We start from the raw sequence: 16,322 nt of genomic DNA on the forward strand, positions 1-16,322 counted from the left end.
ATTTAATCGACCCAATCTGCCACAAACAGATTGGTGTCTCTTGTTCCATAATTATTTCTATTCGAAGAGAATACAATTTTCTTTCCATCTGGTGAAAACATCGGAAAGGCATCAAATACCTTATCGTATGTAATCTGTTCCAAACCAGTTCCATCCAGATTTATCATAAATAAATTAAAACTTCTTTTCGAAACATGATTCGTTGAAAAAATCACCTTCTTACCTGAAGGGTGAAAAAAAGGCGCCCAATTGGCACTACCCAGATCTGTAATCTTTGTTAAATCAGTTCCATCCACATTACAAACATAGAGTTCCATATTTGTCGGTTGCACCAATCCAGAGGCCAATAAATCTTTATATTCCTTTATTTCTTCTTCGGTTTTAGGTCTTGAAGAACGAAAAATCAACTTTTCTCCATCAGGTGAAAAAAAAGCACCTCCATCATAACCTAATTCGTTCGTTACTTGCCTTACATCACTCCCATCTATATTCATCGTGAACAATTCCAGATCTCCGGTTCGCGTTGACGTAAATACGATCCGATCTCCTTTGGGTGATACTGTTGGTTCTGCATCATATCCCTCTTCAAATGTCAATTGTTTCAATTGATTGCCCTTAAGGTCGGCTACAAAAATATCATAGCCCTTATACACAGGCCATATATACTTGTTCCCATAGTCTTCTTTTCTGGGAACTTCAGGGCACTCCTTGTCAGCCAAATGGGTCGATGAATAAACAATGGTTGAATCTCCTGGCAGAAAATAACTGCAAGTAGTTCTTCCCGTACCGGTACTGATTAATTGAGGAATTTCCAAACTATCCAAGGCTTTGGAAGCATCCATGGTGAAAATTTGATCACAAGATAAGCTCCAGTCTTTATTTGTTGCCTGAAACACTAATTTTGAGCTGTCAAAACTCCAATATGCCTCTGCATTATCTCCTCCAAACGTCAGTTGTCTGATATTGGTAAGATGTTTTTCTTCCGGATAATGTACCGTATTTACCATTTTTGTAGCCCCCGATTTTCCGTCATAGGCGCTTTTGTCATGTGACGATTTGCAGGCAATTAACAATGTGAAAACAGCCAGCAAAAACATTTTGATTTTCATAGGAATGATTAATTAAACTCAAAAATACGTTTTTTAAAAAAGTATCAAAGCGATTTCAAGTAAATGCCATTAAAAAGATGATCTCTTCAATCCATCAGGCATAGTTTTGAGCTTTGATTCTATATTAAAAAAATGCGTAATTTTGCAGCCTAAAATTTTGATTTGGCAAAAATAGGAGACATAGAATTAGGAGACTTTCCACTGTTATTGGCCCCCATGGAAGATGTGAGCGATCCTCCGTTCAGAGCTTTGTGCAAAGAACAAGGAGCAGATGTAGTCTATACTGAATTTATTTCTTCCGAAGGGTTAATTAGAGACGCTGCAAAAAGTGTTCAAAAACTGGACATTTATGACAAGGAGCGCCCTGTTGGTATTCAAATTTTCGGAGCCAATCTCGAATCGATGCTGAAAACCGTGGAGATCGTGGAAAGGTCACAACCTGATTTTATTGATATTAATTTTGGCTGTCCGGTAAAAAAGGTGGTTAGCAAAGGAGCCGGTGCCGGAATTTTAAAGGATATCCCACTCATGATTTCACTAAGTGAAGCCATGGTAAAACATACAAAACTTCCCGTAACGGTAAAAACAAGACTCGGTTGGGATCACGACAGTATTTACATTCAGGATGTTGCTGAAAAACTTCAGGATGTTGGTATTCAGGCCATCGCAATTCATGGTAGAACCAGGGCTCAGATGTACAAAGGTGATGCGGTATGGGAACCCATTGCTGATGTAAAGAACAATCCGAGAATGCATATCCCTGTTTTTGGAAACGGAGATGTCAATTCCGCCGAAAAAGCGGTTCTCATGCGTGATAAATTCGGTCTGGACGGAGCCATGATCGGAAGAGCCAGTATTGGAAATCCATGGTTTTTTGCCGATGTGAAACACTATTTTAAAACAGGAGAACACCTCCCTTCCCCTGGAATTCCAGAACGTGTCAAAACAGCGAAAAGACATTTGGAAATGGCCATTGCCTGGAACGGCGATCATGCCGGACTCTATGAAACACGCCGACACTACACTAATTATTTTAAAGGCATCCCTCACTTTAAAGATTATAGACTTCGTATGGTTACCGGAAACAGCAAAGAAGAAGTATTTGAGGTCTTTGAGGAAGTGCTGGACAAGTTTGGGGAAGAATCATAAGGCTCTGGCCTCCATCAAAGTTTCGTACCCTTCGCAACAAAACCAGCTAAGAGACTAATTTTTTTGAAATTCTTGCACTGGCTATTTTAGCTGAAAGATAGCCCAAACACAATAGGGTTACAATGACAACAACTACGTTAATCAATCGAAACTCAACAGGATACGCCAGTGATTGGGTAATCATGATAAAGCCATATTTTTTTTGCAATAATACAAATGGAATCGAAATGCCCAACCCAACTACCAAACCAAAAAAAGTAAGTAAAAACCCCTGAAACACAAATATCTTCCTAATTTCTCTGACGGTCGAACCAAGATGAAACAAGGTTTTTAAATTATCTCGTTTGTCAATTATCATCATTACAATTGCTCCAATAACATTGAATAATGCGATCACAAGGATCAATGTAAACACCAAATAAGAAACAAGGTTTTCGGTGTTTAACATTTTATAAAATACTGAATTCAATTGCTGTCTTGTTTTTACCTCAAATCGATCTCCTAAACTCAGTTGTAATTCGTTTTGAACTTCCTTCACATCATCATCCGGCCCTACTCTTACTTCAATGGCAGATATCTGATTCGGTTTATAGTTTAACAATTCCTGAGCCATGATCAGATTTCCATATACAAACTTTTTATCAATATCATCTGTAAGTCTGTAAATTCCAATCGTTTGAACTCCTATCTGATTAAATGCATTTTTCGGATTGGTAATATACCCTTTCCCCGGACGAGGCACCGCCATTTTCAAGGTTTCAGTAAAATCATAAGAAGCAATGGATAGTGAGTTCGAAATAGCACTCCCGACAACCACAGTATAGATATGATCATAATTCACCCAGTTTCCATAATAAACAGCCGTATCCAATCTGTTGACATTCAAATAATTTGAATCAACGCCCTTCACACTTGCCACATGAGATTTATCTCCATAGCTGAGAAAAACACGTTCTTCAATTACTTTTGTATAGGCCGCAATTTTGTTCTTAACCAATGCTTCTTCAATTGAATCACCCATGAAAAATGATTTGCCATAGGTCGAACTGATCTTTAGATCCGGATCTGATGTTCTGATAAAACTCAGACTAAAATCTTTGAGACCTGAAAAAACCGAAAGCACAACAAATAATGCAATGGTGCTCACAATGACCCCAAGAGTTGCGATAAACGTAATAATATTAATGGCATTATTACTGCTTTTTGAAAGTAGGTAGCGTTTGGCTATGTACAGCGGAAAATTCAATACGATCTGATTTTTCTTATTCTCCGTTTAAATTATCATCCTTTAAAGGGTTATCCTTCCCTTTGAGAGCCTTATCAATGTCATCAATATAATCTAATGAATCGTCGATAAAAAATAACAATTCAGGCATTCTTCGTAATTGATTCTTCGTTCTTAAGGCGAGCGCATGACGTATCATTGGTGTATTTGCAACCACACCCTCCATAATTTCCTCTTTTTTATCTGATGGAAAAATACTTAAATATGCTTTGGCTTGCCCTAAATCAGAGGTTACCTGTACTTTAGTCACTGATATAACGACGCCTTTCATTCCATCCCTTGCCGCTCCTTGCAGGATATCAACCAAATCCTTTTGAATTACTCCTGCAATTTTTTTCTGTCTGTTTGTTTCCATGGGTACAAAAATAGTATTATTCGAGTTAATGTGGCATCAAAACTGAATTAGTATAAAATCTTTATTTTTGAAATGACAAGATCATTCAAATGAAGAAAATAGAGCATATCGGAATTGCCGTAAAAAACATAGAAACATCAAATGAACTTTTTACGAGTTTACTAGGCGTAGAACCTTATAAAATGGAAGAAGTGAAGAGCGAAGGGGTACTCACTTCTTTTTTTAAAACCGGTCCGAATAAAATAGAATTACTGGAAGGGCAGTCTCCTGACAGTCCGATATCAAAGTTTATCGAAAAAAAAGGGGAAGGAATTCATCATATAGCATTTGAAGTAGAAAATATTGAACAGGAAATAGCAAGACTCAAAAAAGAAGGGTTCAAAATGATACATGAAGTGGCTAAAAAGGGTGCTGACAATAAACTCATTGCTTTTCTGCATCCTAAAAGCAGTAACGGAGTTCTGATAGAGCTTTGCCAGGATATTAAATAATTACCTTGGACCTACAATTTTTATTTGCCTTTTGTGCAGAAATAATTACCTTGCAATTCGCAAAAAGATTCAATAATTCATGAGTAAATCCTTTGAAAAATACCAAAAAAGAAGATTGCGCTATTCCTATGTGTCAGTCGTTATTAGTATTTCCTTGGTATTATTTTTAATTGGAGTTTTGGGTCTTCTTATTTTGAATACAAAAAAAGTATCCAATTATTTTAAAGAAAGTGCGGCCATTACCCTGTATTTAAAAAATGATGTATCTAAAGACAATATTTTAAATCTTCAGGTTTCTATTGATGAACAGGCATTTACCAAGAGTACAAAATTTGTTTCAAAAGAAGATGCTGCTGAGATCTATAAAAAAGAGAATGGTGAAGATTTTATGGATTTTCTGGGCTATAACCCTCTTGAGAATTCCATAGATATTTATGTGAAAGCGGAATTTGTTTCTCCTGAAAAAATGCAGGAAATTGAATCAATTTATGCAGACAATCAGTTTGTTTCGTCAGTTTCTTATGACAAACCACTCATCGACCTACTTACTAAAAATGTACGACGCATTAGCCTTTTTATATTAATATTCTGTGGATTAGCCACCTTAGTTGTTGTGGTCTTGATCAACAGTTCGATACGATTATCTGTTTATTCAAAACGATTTACCATTAAAACCATGCAAATGGTTGGTGCTTCAAAACGATTTATTCGAAAGCCATTTATTTTGAACAGCGTAAAGCTTGGAATAATCGGAGCCGTTTTTGCTATTATTCAGTTGTCAGTTTTATTGTATTATTTAAATAATGCTTTTCCTGAATTTGGAATGATTGATGACAGGGTAGAAATGGCAAGCCTCTTCGGAATCGTTTTTGGAATGGGAATTATGATTACCTGGATTAGTACTTTTTTAGCAACACAAAGATTTTTAAATTTAAGAACGGACGAATTATACTACTAAAATGGCTGTAAAGAAGAAGGATCAAAACAAACAAGACGGAGAGTTTCTTTTTGGAAAAAGGAATTATCTGATAATGATCATGGGCATTGTTGTGATCTTATTGGGTTTTGCGCTGATGATGGGAGGAGGAAGTGATGATCCGACAGTATTTAATGAAGAAATTTATAATTTTCGAAGAATACGATTGGCACCGACTGTTGTGCTCATTGGCTTGGCAATTGAAGTATATGCCATTATGGCGAATCCAAATCGAGAAAAAAAATAAGAATGTTCAACTCTTATTACTTCCTTTAAAACATGAGTTATTTAGAAGCGATTATCCTTGGAATTGTTCAGGGACTAACTGAATTTTTACCAGTGTCTTCAAGCGGACATTTAGAACTCGCCAAAGTTTTATTCGGAAATGATTCTGTTCCTCAGGAAAGTTTGACTTTTACAGTGGTCCTGCATTTTGCAACCGCATTGAGTACCCTTGTTATTTTCAGGAAAGACATCGTTGAAATATTCAAAGGACTATTTCAATTCAAAAATAATGAGGAATTTCAGTTTTCTGTAAAAATCATTATTTCAATGATTCCCGCTGTAATAATTGGTTTATTATTTGAAGAGGAGCTGGAAGCTTTTTTTAACGGGAATGTGCTGTTGGTTGGATTTATGTTACTGATTACAGGTTTGTTATTATTCCTTGCTGATAAAGCAAAAAATACCAGCAAAAATGTTTCTTATAAAAATGCTTTTATCATTGGCATATCGCAGGCAATCGCCATGCTGCCCGGAATATCGCGTTCCGGGGCTACTATTTCCAGCTCTGTACTCCTCGGTGTTGACCGAACCAAAGCTGCGAGGTTTTCATTTTTAATGGTCGTTCCGTTAATTTTTGGAAAGGTAGCCAAAGATATTATGGGAGGAGCCATCAGTTTTAGTGATGAGAGTTTTGGCGTAATGTTCATAGGTTTTATTGCAGCATTTATTTCAGGACTTGTAGCATGCAACTGGATGATCTCTTTGGTAAAGAAAAGTAAATTATACTATTTTTCTGCCTACTGCTTTATTGTTGGTGCCCTCGCCATTGGTTATTCCTATTTCTATATGTAATGAATGTCGACGATTTCAAAAACGGTCAGGTACTTGTGATTGACAAGCCTTTAAACTGGACTTCTTTTCAGGTGGTCAATAAGATCAGATGGGCGATCCGTAAAAAATTCAAGCTAAAGAAAATTAAAGTTGGTCATGCCGGAACACTTGACCCATTGGCCACTGGTGTTCTCATAATCTGCACGGGTAAATTCACAAAAAAAATAGATGAGTACCAGGCAGAGGCAAAAGAATATACGGGCACGATCACCTTGGGAGGCACGACTCCTTCTTTTGATCTGGAAACAGAAGTAGATCAATCCTATGCTACGGATCATATCACTGAAAAAGATATACTCGCCACAGCGAAGTCTTTTGAAGGTCTCATACAGCAAAAGCCTCCGATCTATTCGGCCATTAAGAAGGACGGTGTGCGTCTCTATGAACTGGCCAGAAAAGGAGAACAAACGGAAATCAAATCCAGAGAGGTCGAAATTTTCAGTTTTGAAATCACCGACATATCCTTGCCGGTCGTAGGTTTCAGAATCGCATGCAGCAAAGGTACTTACATACGGTCCATCGCAAATGACTTTGGTGTTAAATTGAATTCAGGAGGTTATTTATCTTCCTTGAGAAGGACTAAAAGCGGATCCTTTTCCGTTGAAAATTCAAATTCGATAGAAACTTTTCTCGAACAATTGGATCATGAATCCAATGACTAAAAAAAGTGTGACAACCAGCTTTCACCAGCCGGTACTTCCCAGGAATCTTTAAATTCCAGCTTTGTAGTAATCATATTGTCAAAAACAATGGTCTTTTTTGAAACCCCTTTATTCTTTATCAAAAGTTTAAAATCAGGAATTTCTTTTAACTGAACATATGGTCCTTGTTTAAAACACACATTCACCTTATCCAGTAAAGATATCTCATAGGTTTTTTCAAGCTCTAAAATAAAAGACACCAGCAAATTGTGATTATCGAGATCAAGCGGTGTGTTATCTGAGATAAAAAACACCAGGAAACGATCATATCGAATCTCAAAATTCAGATCAACTCCCTTTAAATTATTGCAAAAAGAGGCTACTTTATCTTGAAGATCCGGTAGTTCATTCGCATAAAATTTTCTGCTTCCAGGATAAATAATCACTTTTGATTCGTCCCCGAGCTCTTCCATCGCTATTTTCATATCAGTCAATCATTCCTTCTATAAGATCCACCATTTCTTTTTCAATATGAATTCCCTTATCCTGGTTATACCAGTTCTGAAGATCCGTCTTTAATTTCGCATCAATCTTTCCATGCGCTTCTTTGTAATCCGTTACCATTTTCGCAGCTTTAGCAGAACGCGGGCCCCAGGAACCAACAACTTCCTTTGAATGATTGTCAACAACAATTAACTTTGGAATTGACTTGCTGCCATTCGTCAAAAACTGGTTCATCAAATCCTCATTTTCATCTCTTAGTACCACCTTCAGGTCAATTTTATCATTGGCCTCAGCAAACTTATTAATAACAGGTAAAGTCTGTGCAGCATCACCACACCAGCTTTCGGTCAGTACCATCCAGGTAAATTCTTTATTTATTTTCTGTGCCTTTGTGATCGCCACCTCATTTAGTTTGGTTTGCTTATCAAGACGCTTCATTCTCGAATTGTTCAATTTTGAAAATTGAAACAATTCTTCATTTTGATTCACTCCTGTAGATTTACCTTCCTTCAGTAATTCAAGGATCATTTCTTTATAAGCCGTATAACTATGGGCCGTTTTTAAACTATTTTCAATTATGTTCTTCATGTGTACTTTATTTTGCCTTTTAGACGTAACAAATATAAAACCTAACTAAATGTTATAATGTAACCCCTGTAACATAGTAACTACCATTTCATCAAGGTCTGTTTTCGCTTTCCAACCCCAGTCTTTTTGGGCCTTTGAGTCATCTAAACTCTGTGGCCATGAGGATGCTATCTTTTGTCGGGCATCAGGCTTATAAGAAATCGTAAATTCAGGGATCTGTTTCTTGATTGCTGCCGCAAGTTCTTTAGGTGAAAAACTAAAAGCACCAATATTATATGAAACATATTCCTCCTGTATATCTGCCTGCATCAATGAGATGGTTGCATTAATGGCATCATCCATATACATCATAGGTAGTACCGTATTTTCCTCAAGAAAACTGGTATAGGATTTTCTTCGAATTGCCTCGTAAAAAATTTCAACGGCATAGTCAGTCGTCCCTCCTCCCGGAGTCGTCTTATAGCTGATCAAACCGGGATACCTCAGACTTCGAACATCTACCCCGTAATTACTCTTAAAATAAGAGCACCAGTTCTCTCCTGCCAGTTTACTAATTCCGTATACAGTTGAAGGTTTGATAACCGTATCTTGAGGTGTATTTGTTTTTGGCGTATCGGGACCGAAAACTGCAATAGAACTTGGCCAAAAAACTTTCTTAATAACGCCATCACGTGCCATATCCAAAATATTGAACAAGGAAGTCATATTTAAATCCCAGGCTTTCTGTGGATTTTGTTCTGCAATCACTGAGAGGATCGCAACCATTAAATATACTTCTGTTATTTGATGCCTTTCTATCACTTCCTTAATATCATCTTTATTCGTAACATCAAGAAATTCGAAGGGACCTGATTCCATTACTTCATAGTTTCCTTTGCGGATATCGGATGCCACCACATTGGCGTTTCCATAATTCTCACGAAGTTTTAACACTAATTCAGTGCCAATCTGCCCGCTCGATCCAATTATTAAAATTTTTGCAGCCATAAAATTCTATTAAATATTCGGGCAAAGATAGCAGTTCTTCCATAGAAAAACTATGTAAGTTCTTTGATCTTCTGTCATATTTATCCTTACTTTTGGATTGATAAAAAATGTCTTATGCCCAGAATACGAATCGTATATTTTATTTTTCTTCTCTTAATTTGTTCCTGCAAAAACAAAAAAAAAGAGGCATTGGAAGCTGATGCTGTTAATCAGCAAATACAGACAACAATAAAAGCAAACAACTCCATCATCGCCTTAAACGCAAAAGCTACGGACCTAGTTAAATCCTGGCCCGAATATCAAAGCTTTAAAGATCTCATTAACCAATACCAGGAAATTACAGTAAGTGAAGCCCTGTTAAACAGTGTAGAATTATCCGTACTTGCCCAACAACTTAAAGATTCGATCAGGGTTGAAAAACTAAACATTCCTGAAGTTAAAATCAGACTAAATGTGCTTTACAGCGAAACCCTGAGATTGGCAGATATGTCCAGTATCCCAACGATTACCCAAGAATCGGTTGAGGAAGAAACAAATAATATGATTGATGCCTTCTCTGCATTAAATCTAAAAATCAACAATATGAATCGTCAGGATGAACTCAATCAGGAGATCAGTAAGTTTGTTGACGAAGTTCTTGAATCGCCAGAAATTGATACAACAGACACCATGTTGGTCTTAGATAGTGTGCCGTAATTTATAAGCAACAAAAAATTCCATCGACAACAATTTTTGTATCTTTGATATCAAAATGCTACAAGAGTTCCCCTTGAATGAGAAAAGTAATATCCCTTTTTTTACTTTTTGCTTGTCATATTGTTCTAGGACAGTATAATGAGAGCGCGCCTTGGATCCAAACATCTGATCAGCATAAATTCGCTAAAATTTCCAAACTAGAAGATCTAAGCAAATCATTTGATACTTATTGGATAGGAAAAGATCGCAACGCAAAAGGAAGTGGTTTTAAACCTTATAAAAGGTGGGAAAATCATTGGAAAAATCAACTGACAAAAAATGGTTTTATAGCAACTCCTCAGGTGATTTGGCAATCCTGGGTCCAGAAGAACAGTCTGCCAAAAAGCAGTATAAGTAACTGGAAATCTATTGGTCCTTATACAACCAATGTAAAACAAGGACAGGGACGTGTGAACACGTTTATAATAGACCCAAACAATCCAAAAACATTTTACGTCGGCGCCCCTGCCGGGGGATTATGGCGTTCTTTTGATTCAGGTCAAAACTGGAACCCGCTCTCAGACGAGCTACCTCAAATTGGTGTTTCCGGTATTGCTATAGATAAGAATGATTCAGACATCATCTATATCGCCACAGGTGATGACGATGCCAGAGATACCTATAGTGTGGGTATTTTAAAATCTACAGACGGAGGGGTGACCTGGAAGAAAACAGGTTTGGATTTTTCTGATACCAATGCCGTGTCAAATGAAATATACATTCATCCTGATAATTCAGAAATTTTATGGGTGAGTACGAATAAGGGTCTTTTTAAGAGCCTCGATTCAGGCAGTAACTGGACCAAGCAATTATCGAATAATATTGTAGATTTTAAGCTAAAGCCTGGTGACCCGAATACAGTGTATGCGGTGAGTCAATCAAAATTTTATAAGTCTACAAACGGAGGAAGTAAATTTACCATAGTAACGAGTGAACTGCCACAGACTTCTGGTCGTTTTGCCATTGATGTAAGTCCGGCGAATCCTGACTTCATTTATATTCTTAGCGCAAATCTGGACAATACTTTTCAAGGTCTTTATAAATCGGAAGATGCCGGGGAGAGTTTTGTCAAAACAGGGGTCCTTGAAGACATTTTTGGCGGTAGCAAGCAGGCTTGGTATGATATGGCCTTAACGGTTAGTCCTGCGGATGAAAATATCGTCATCGTCGGAACCCTCGATATCTGGAAATCAACCGATGGCGGAGATTCCTTTGTACAGAAAAATCGATGGTGGGATACTTCAGATCCCGCTTATACACATGCTGATATTCATTTCCTTAGATATTTTAATGGTAAATTATATGCTGGAACCGATGGTGGGATCTATGAATCATTCGATGATGCAAACTCATTTACAGACCTTTCAGAGAATTTAAGTATTAGTCAATATTATAAAATTTCTACCGCCCGAAGCAACGCAGGAAGAATTGTCGGAGGTCTTCAGGATAACGGCGGATTTGCCTATAGCAATGAGACCTGGCATCAATACCATAGTGGAGATGGAATGGACTGTGTTGTGGATCCCAATAATGAAAACATTTTCTATGGCTTTACCCAGTATGGCGGAAGCCTGAACATTACTTATAATGGCGGTAAAACCGAAGGAGGGACTGTGGCTTTGGCCCCAAAGGAGGAATTGGATGAAGAAAATTCGGATAGTGGTGGAAATTGGGTGACTCCCCTGGAAGCAGACAACAGAGGAAATTTATACGCAGGTTACTCAAAACTATACAAACTGGCTAACAATAAATGGGAAGCGGTTTCACATGCAGTTTTTGATGGAGATCTTGATCATTTGGCCATTGCTGCCTCCAACAACGAGGTGATTTTAGCATCAAGAATTAACAAATTATATAAAAGTATTGATAAAGGATTGACCTTTCAAAAATTAGCTGTTAGTTTTTCAAATGTGATCAGCTCTGTTGAGATAAATCATCAAAATGAGAATATCATTTATGTGACCACATCAGGTTTTGGCGGTGATGTATTTAAATCGACAGATGGGGGAATCAATTGGAAAAACATTTCCAAAAACCTTCCAGACGATCCGAAATTAGTGGTGAAGCATCAAAACCAGAGTTTAGAAAATGATCTTTATTTAGGTACCAATATTGCCGTTTATCACATCAATGATGCCATGGATCAATGGGAAGTATTTGATACCGGCCTACCTAATTCACCGGTATATGACCTTGAAATCAATATTGAAGACAAATTGATCACCGCAGGAACCTATGGACGTGGTGTTTTCCAATCTCCCATTGAAGTTTCAAAGGCTGATACAGATATTAGTTTGATCAATATAAAAACCAATAATACGGTACAGTGCGGAGGAATTACTCCTATCGTAACGGTAAAAAATAATGGATTAACAAGCTTTAATGCGGTGAACATCGAATACGACGTCGATGGAATCCCATTCGAGTTCATCTTTGAAGAAAGTATTAAACCCGATGAAATAAGGGAAATTGAACTGCCAAACAATGCAGAAGTCAGCATGGGAAAACATTCATTAACAGTACATGTTTCTGTAGCAAATGATGCCTTTGATGATAACAATATGCTATTTGGCTCCTTCACCTCAAACCGTACCGGGGAAGCGCAATATATAAATACCTTCGGGGATGTCAATCAGGATGAATGGCTGGAAATCACTTTAGGAAGTACCGATAAGTTGTGGGAAAGAACAGAAGTAACCAGTACTAAATTTAAAAACAAATTTAACAAGGCCTATGTAACGAATCCGGTTGGAAATTATTCGGATGAAACAACCAGTTATCTTATTACGCCATGTTATGATCTGAGTATCATGGAAAATCCCATGATAAGCTTCGACATGATCTATGATATTGAACTAAACTGGGATGTATTTTATGTTGAGTATACCTTGGATAAAGGTGAGACTTGGTCGATCCTGGGAACCTCCGACGATCCTAATTGGTATAACAGCGATTTTATAGATCCTCAAAGAACGATCACTGTAGGCAAACAGTGGACAGGTACAGACCTGCAAGTAAAAGAATACAGTTACAATTTAAGCGATTTAAATACTGAACCAAGTGTGATTTTTAGATTTGTTTTTGCATCGGATCAGGCTGAAAACGGCGAAGGGGTGGTCATTGACAATTTTACAATTGCAGCTACAGCCGTATTGGCAGTAGATGACTTTGCAAAGAATAACTTTAAACTTTATCCGAATCCATCTTCTTCGGTTTTCTATATTCAACGACCAGGTTTTGAACCAATGAATGTTAGTGTATATGATGTCAGAGGAAGACTCATCCATGAAGTTGATGATATTTTAAACTCCAACTATACCTTGGACCTGTCAAATACCCCCACAGGGTTGTATTTTCTAAAAATTAATGAAGCCGGAAAAACACTGTCAACTTCCATACTTAAGCAATAAGATTTCTTTACTCAGGAAACAGACTGCTATCCAGACCCGGTACAATTCTTAAGGCATTTTTATAATAGACTTTCTTCAGTATTTCATCAGGAAGATTCAGCCCGTACATAGCCCAAAATGCATGATACTTTTTATGGTAAGGAAAATACTCATCATCAGATTCCAGTACCCTAAAATAGGTTGGAAACTCTTCAGGCTTCCAGCTATCCTTTCCAAAAAGAATCCTGTCCTGATACTTTTCAAAAAACCGATTCGCTGCTCTTGGTTGTCTTCCCAATTCTGCAATAATCGCTCCAATCTCAACATTCATATTGGGCATGGCCTCCATCAATTCACTTAACTTACCCAGATTATTCGCATACCAGCCCATATGCGCATTGATAAAAGTCGTTTTCGGATGTTTTTTAAACATGTTATGCTGTTCCTTTATGATCTGTTCCCAGGACGCGGGATCCGTATCACTTCTTTTTCTTCGTGGATGCGTTTTTAACTCCAACCATCTCTCATTATCAGCATTAAAGGGATCCCAAAAAGATTTTGGGTCGGCTGCATGAATTAAAACGGGAACACCAAGTTCACCGCATTTGGCCCAGATAGGATCTAATCTTTGATCATCTATTCCTACCCTTTTACCATCGGTATCTTTATAGCGCATACCGAGACTTTTATAGATTTTTAAACCTCTTGCTCCGTTCTTAACATCCTTCTCTAATTGAGCAACAGCGTTTTCTGTCCAGTTATCGGTTCCGACGCCATCAAAATCGATATTAGCAAATACCACAAAACGATTGGGATAATGGTCTTGAATGTTCTTAACTGATTTAAGCAGCTGCTCTCCGGATCTTCCACTTAGATTGACCATGATTCCCATATTCAATGTATCCATGGCGGCAATTACCGGAGCCAAGTCCTGTTCCGGCATTCTGTATTGATGTCCGTGTATATCAATAAAAGGGAATTTCGCTTTGAGTACAGGATTTTCGGGAACTACCAATGTGGAAGAAGGATTGTATTCTTCAAAACTCATCTCTTTTTGACCAAAAACACATCCGTATAGTAATCCTATACAAATGAAAGTGATATAACTTAATTTCACGCTGTGTGTATTAATTGATTAACACTACGAATATAGTTACTTTCTTATAAGTTCATGCCAGCTCATCACACTTTTACCGTTTTCCATTTCCCTTTTCTGAACCACAGAACACCAATGACCGCAATCAAGATCTCAGCCAATGTTATGGCCCAAAAAACACCAATGGGTCCGGCATCAAAACTGATGCCCACCAAATAAGCAAAGGGTAGCTGTATCAACCAAAAACAGACAAAGTTAATATAGGTAGGCGTTTTTGTATCTCCTGCTCCATTAAATGATTGGATAACCACCATACCATACCCGTAAAAGACATAACCGGCAGCAATAATTCTTAAGCAAAGGCTTCCATATTCGATGACCTTTGGAGTATCATTAAAGAGGCTAATTATTTCCGGACCAAAGACCACGTATACAATGGAAACCAATCCCATAAACCAGGCATTATATTTCCCTGTTATCCAAACTGAAATCTCCGCTCTGTCCGGTTTATGAGCTCCCAGGTTTTGACCCACCAACGTTGCCGCCGCATTACTCATACCCCAGGCAGGCATCAAGGTAAACATCATTACTCTTATGGCAATGGTATATCCTGCAAGCACTTCACTCCCAAACTCACTCATGATTCTCATTAAAAACACCCAGCTTGAGGTACCGATCAAAAACTGACTTATTCCTCCCAGTGAGATTTTGATTAAATTCATCATCACCTTGAGATCCAACATCAGATTCTTTAGTTTGATTTTTATGATTCCATACCCATAAAAAAGAATCGATAGTTGAAATAAGACCGCTGTACCCCTTCCAATGGTGGTGGCAATCGCCGCTCCTTCTACACCAAATGCCGGAATCGGGCCGAATCCAAAAATAAAAATCGGGTCGAGAATAATGTTGAGCCCATTCGACAGAATTAAAGTCCACATTGCAATAGAAGCATTCCCGGCTCCTCTAAAAATGGCATTGATCAAAAACAAGAGCATAATGGTAATATTACCCCCCATCAATACCTTTGTGTAACCATAGCCTTCTTCTATCAAATCTGGTTCAGCTCCCATCAAGGCCAGTAATTCTTTTGCATATAAAATTCCGATGATCATTATAATGATAGCAATGGCGATTCCAAGAAATATTACCTGAACTGCTGCTTTGGAAGCTCCTTCAGCATCTTTCTCACCAATTCTTCTTGCTACAACGGCGGTTGCTGCCATACTTAAGCCAATGGCTACAGCATAAACCAGGGTGATCATCGATTCTGTTAATCCTATTGTAGCTACTGCATTTACACTGACTCTTGACACATAATAGATATCTACTATGGCAAAAATGGATTCCATGAGCATTTCAAGAATCATAGGTATGGAGAGTAAAAAAATCGCTTTTTTAATACTACCCGATGTGAATTCCTTCTCCTGGCCTGAAATGGCTAATTTGAAATAATGGACTAGTTTTTTAAATTGACTTGTTTTTGATTGCATGTTTTTGATTTAAAGTTGGAATGGAATGGCAACGAAGCGCTGCCTCCTATAGGTCTATAGGAGATTCTAAATATTAAGAAATTGAATATCTATGCAATCATAAGTGCAATGTTACAATATATTTCAAACATTGTCAACTTAAATTTTCATACACCTCTGTTTCGTCTATGTGTCAGCGTTTTGAGATGCCCTTTAAGGTTTTCACGAAGGTGTATTGCCATGGGAGCTTTGTTGTTTGGTGGTGTTGATGGGAGTATGGGGAGTTATTTTGGGTACATTCGGGGCATAAAAAAACCTCTAACAAATAAATGTTAGAGGTTTAAAAGAAAGGCAACGACTTACTCTCCCACCAGTGGCAGTACCATCAGCGCTGATAGGTTTAACTTCTCTGTTCGGGATGGGAAGAGG

At 37.7% G+C, this 16,322-nt stretch carries 16 protein-coding genes and 1 rRNA gene; 8 read left to right on the forward strand and 9 right to left on the reverse strand.

Going from position 1 to position 16,322, the window contains the following annotated elements:
- Nucleotides 1–2: 2 nt before the first annotated feature.
- Nucleotides 3–1,109, reverse strand: a complete 1,107-nt coding sequence (locus ACR2MV_RS01745; RefSeq protein WP_434020155.1) for a TolB family protein — start codon at nucleotides 1,107–1,109, stop codon at nucleotides 3–5.
- Between the two features lie 162 nt (nucleotides 1,110–1,271).
- Between ACR2MV_RS01745 and dusB the strand changes: the two genes are divergently transcribed.
- Nucleotides 1,272–2,258, forward strand: coding sequence for a tRNA dihydrouridine synthase DusB (gene dusB, locus ACR2MV_RS01750; RefSeq protein WP_434020156.1), 987 nt, complete (start codon nucleotides 1,272–1,274; stop codon nucleotides 2,256–2,258).
- 46 nt (nucleotides 2,259–2,304) lie between these two features.
- Here the strand turns inward: dusB and ACR2MV_RS01755 are convergent, their stop codons facing one another.
- Together ACR2MV_RS01755 and rbfA are read right to left on the reverse strand one after the other, a co-directional pair.
- Entirely contained in the window at nucleotides 2,305–3,504 is a 1,200-nt protein-coding gene (locus ACR2MV_RS01755; protein ID WP_434020157.1) for an ABC transporter permease, read from the reverse strand.
- Between the two features lie 16 nt (nucleotides 3,505–3,520).
- A complete protein-coding gene (rbfA, locus tag ACR2MV_RS01760; RefSeq protein WP_434020159.1) occupies nucleotides 3,521–3,898 on the reverse strand; it encodes a 30S ribosome-binding factor RbfA in 378 nt (125 codons plus the stop codon).
- A gap of 89 nt (nucleotides 3,899–3,987) precedes the next feature.
- On the opposite strand from rbfA, the gene mce reads away from it, so the two are divergent.
- From mce to truB, 5 genes are all read left to right on the forward strand, one after another.
- Nucleotides 3,988–4,389, forward strand: a complete 402-nt coding sequence (gene mce / locus ACR2MV_RS01765; protein WP_434020160.1) for a methylmalonyl-CoA epimerase — start codon at nucleotides 3,988–3,990, stop codon at nucleotides 4,387–4,389.
- Between the two features lie 79 nt (nucleotides 4,390–4,468).
- A complete protein-coding gene (locus ACR2MV_RS01770; RefSeq protein WP_434020162.1) occupies nucleotides 4,469–5,347 on the forward strand; it encodes a cell division protein FtsX in 879 nt (292 codons plus the stop codon).
- Nucleotide 5,348: 1 nt separating this feature from the next.
- Entirely contained in the window at nucleotides 5,349–5,612 is a 264-nt protein-coding gene (locus tag ACR2MV_RS01775; RefSeq protein WP_434020164.1) for a DUF3098 domain-containing protein, read from the forward strand.
- A 32-nt stretch (nucleotides 5,613–5,644) separates the two neighbouring features.
- A complete protein-coding gene (gene uppP, locus ACR2MV_RS01780; RefSeq protein WP_434020165.1) occupies nucleotides 5,645–6,442 on the forward strand; it encodes an undecaprenyl-diphosphatase UppP in 798 nt (265 codons plus the stop codon).
- Entirely contained in the window at nucleotides 6,442–7,143 is a 702-nt protein-coding gene (gene truB, locus ACR2MV_RS01785; protein ID WP_434020167.1) for a tRNA pseudouridine(55) synthase TruB, read from the forward strand. The genes uppP and truB overlap by 1 nt, the downstream gene beginning before the upstream one ends.
- On the opposite strand, the gene ACR2MV_RS01790 is transcribed toward truB, so the two are convergent.
- The 3 genes from ACR2MV_RS01790 to ACR2MV_RS01800 are packed head-to-tail and all read right to left on the reverse strand — an operon-like array spanning nucleotide 7,140 to nucleotide 9,201.
- The gene (locus ACR2MV_RS01790) at nucleotides 7,140–7,607 is read right to left on the reverse strand and encodes an ABC transporter ATPase (RefSeq protein WP_434020168.1); all 468 of its coding nucleotides are present in this window, start codon (nucleotides 7,605–7,607) and stop codon (nucleotides 7,140–7,142) included. The genes truB and ACR2MV_RS01790 overlap by 4 nt on opposite strands.
- A 1-nt stretch (nucleotide 7,608) precedes the next feature.
- Nucleotides 7,609–8,214, reverse strand: a complete 606-nt coding sequence (locus tag ACR2MV_RS01795) for a thioredoxin family protein (protein WP_434020169.1) — start codon at nucleotides 8,212–8,214, stop codon at nucleotides 7,609–7,611.
- Between the two features lie 45 nt (nucleotides 8,215–8,259).
- Nucleotides 8,260–9,201: an NAD-dependent epimerase/dehydratase family protein gene (locus tag ACR2MV_RS01800; protein ID WP_434020170.1), complete on the reverse strand. Its 942-nt coding sequence runs from the start codon at nucleotides 9,199–9,201 to the stop codon at nucleotides 8,260–8,262.
- Between the two features lie 114 nt (nucleotides 9,202–9,315).
- Between ACR2MV_RS01800 and ACR2MV_RS01805 the strand changes: the two genes are divergently transcribed.
- Both ACR2MV_RS01805 and ACR2MV_RS01810 read left to right on the forward strand, forming a co-directional pair.
- On the forward strand, nucleotides 9,316–9,897 hold the full coding sequence (locus tag ACR2MV_RS01805; RefSeq protein WP_434020171.1) for a hypothetical protein: 582 nt from the start codon (nucleotides 9,316–9,318) through the stop codon (nucleotides 9,895–9,897).
- A gap of 77 nt (nucleotides 9,898–9,974) precedes the next feature.
- On the forward strand, nucleotides 9,975–13,346 hold the full coding sequence (locus tag ACR2MV_RS01810; protein WP_434020172.1) for a VPS10 domain-containing protein: 3,372 nt from the start codon (nucleotides 9,975–9,977) through the stop codon (nucleotides 13,344–13,346).
- A 7-nt stretch (nucleotides 13,347–13,353) separates the two neighbouring features.
- Here ACR2MV_RS01810 and ACR2MV_RS01815 read toward each other — a convergent pair whose 3' ends face one another.
- The 3 genes from ACR2MV_RS01815 to rrf form a co-directional block, all read right to left on the reverse strand.
- Nucleotides 13,354–14,442, reverse strand: a complete 1,089-nt coding sequence (locus tag ACR2MV_RS01815) for an amidohydrolase family protein (RefSeq protein ID WP_434020174.1) — start codon at nucleotides 14,440–14,442, stop codon at nucleotides 13,354–13,356.
- Between the two features lie 65 nt (nucleotides 14,443–14,507).
- Nucleotides 14,508–15,914 (reverse strand): MATE family efflux transporter, encoded by a 1,407-nt coding sequence (locus tag ACR2MV_RS01820; RefSeq protein WP_434020176.1) that lies wholly within the window; start codon nucleotides 15,912–15,914, stop codon nucleotides 14,508–14,510.
- A 325-nt stretch (nucleotides 15,915–16,239) separates the two neighbouring features.
- A 5S ribosomal RNA gene (rrf, locus tag ACR2MV_RS01825) occupies nucleotides 16,240–16,322 on the reverse strand; the annotation flags it as partial.

The sequence above is a fragment of the Lutimonas sp. genome (assembly GCF_051011215.1).
GTDB lineage: Bacteria > Bacteroidota > Bacteroidia > Flavobacteriales > Flavobacteriaceae > Lutimonas.

Coding starts and splice junctions, on each gene's coding strand:
- rbfA (WP_434020159.1), bottom strand. CDS start 3,898: ATGGAAACAAACAGACAGAAAAAAATTGCAGGAGTAATTCAAAAGGAT.
- ACR2MV_RS01745 (WP_434020155.1), bottom strand. CDS start 1,109: ATGAAAATCAAAATGTTTTTGCTGGCTGTTTTCACATTGTTAATTGCC.
- ACR2MV_RS01800 (WP_434020170.1), bottom strand. CDS start 9,201: ATGGCTGCAAAAATTTTAATAATTGGATCGAGCGGGCAGATTGGCACT.
- ACR2MV_RS01790 (WP_434020168.1), bottom strand. CDS start 7,607: ATGAAAATAGCGATGGAAGAGCTCGGGGACGAATCAAAAGTGATTATT.
- ACR2MV_RS01770 (WP_434020162.1), top strand. CDS start 4,469: ATGAGTAAATCCTTTGAAAAATACCAAAAAAGAAGATTGCGCTATTCC.
- mce (WP_434020160.1), top strand. CDS start 3,988: ATGAAGAAAATAGAGCATATCGGAATTGCCGTAAAAAACATAGAAACA.
- ACR2MV_RS01820 (WP_434020176.1), bottom strand. CDS start 15,914: ATGCAATCAAAAACAAGTCAATTTAAAAAACTAGTCCATTATTTCAAA.
- uppP (WP_434020165.1), top strand. CDS start 5,645: ATGAGTTATTTAGAAGCGATTATCCTTGGAATTGTTCAGGGACTAACT.
- ACR2MV_RS01805 (WP_434020171.1), top strand. CDS start 9,316: ATGCCCAGAATACGAATCGTATATTTTATTTTTCTTCTCTTAATTTGT.
- ACR2MV_RS01775 (WP_434020164.1), top strand. CDS start 5,349: ATGGCTGTAAAGAAGAAGGATCAAAACAAACAAGACGGAGAGTTTCTT.
- ACR2MV_RS01795 (WP_434020169.1), bottom strand. CDS start 8,214: ATGAAGAACATAATTGAAAATAGTTTAAAAACGGCCCATAGTTATACG.
- ACR2MV_RS01810 (WP_434020172.1), top strand. CDS start 9,975: ATGAGAAAAGTAATATCCCTTTTTTTACTTTTTGCTTGTCATATTGTT.
- truB (WP_434020167.1), top strand. CDS start 6,442: ATGAATGTCGACGATTTCAAAAACGGTCAGGTACTTGTGATTGACAAG.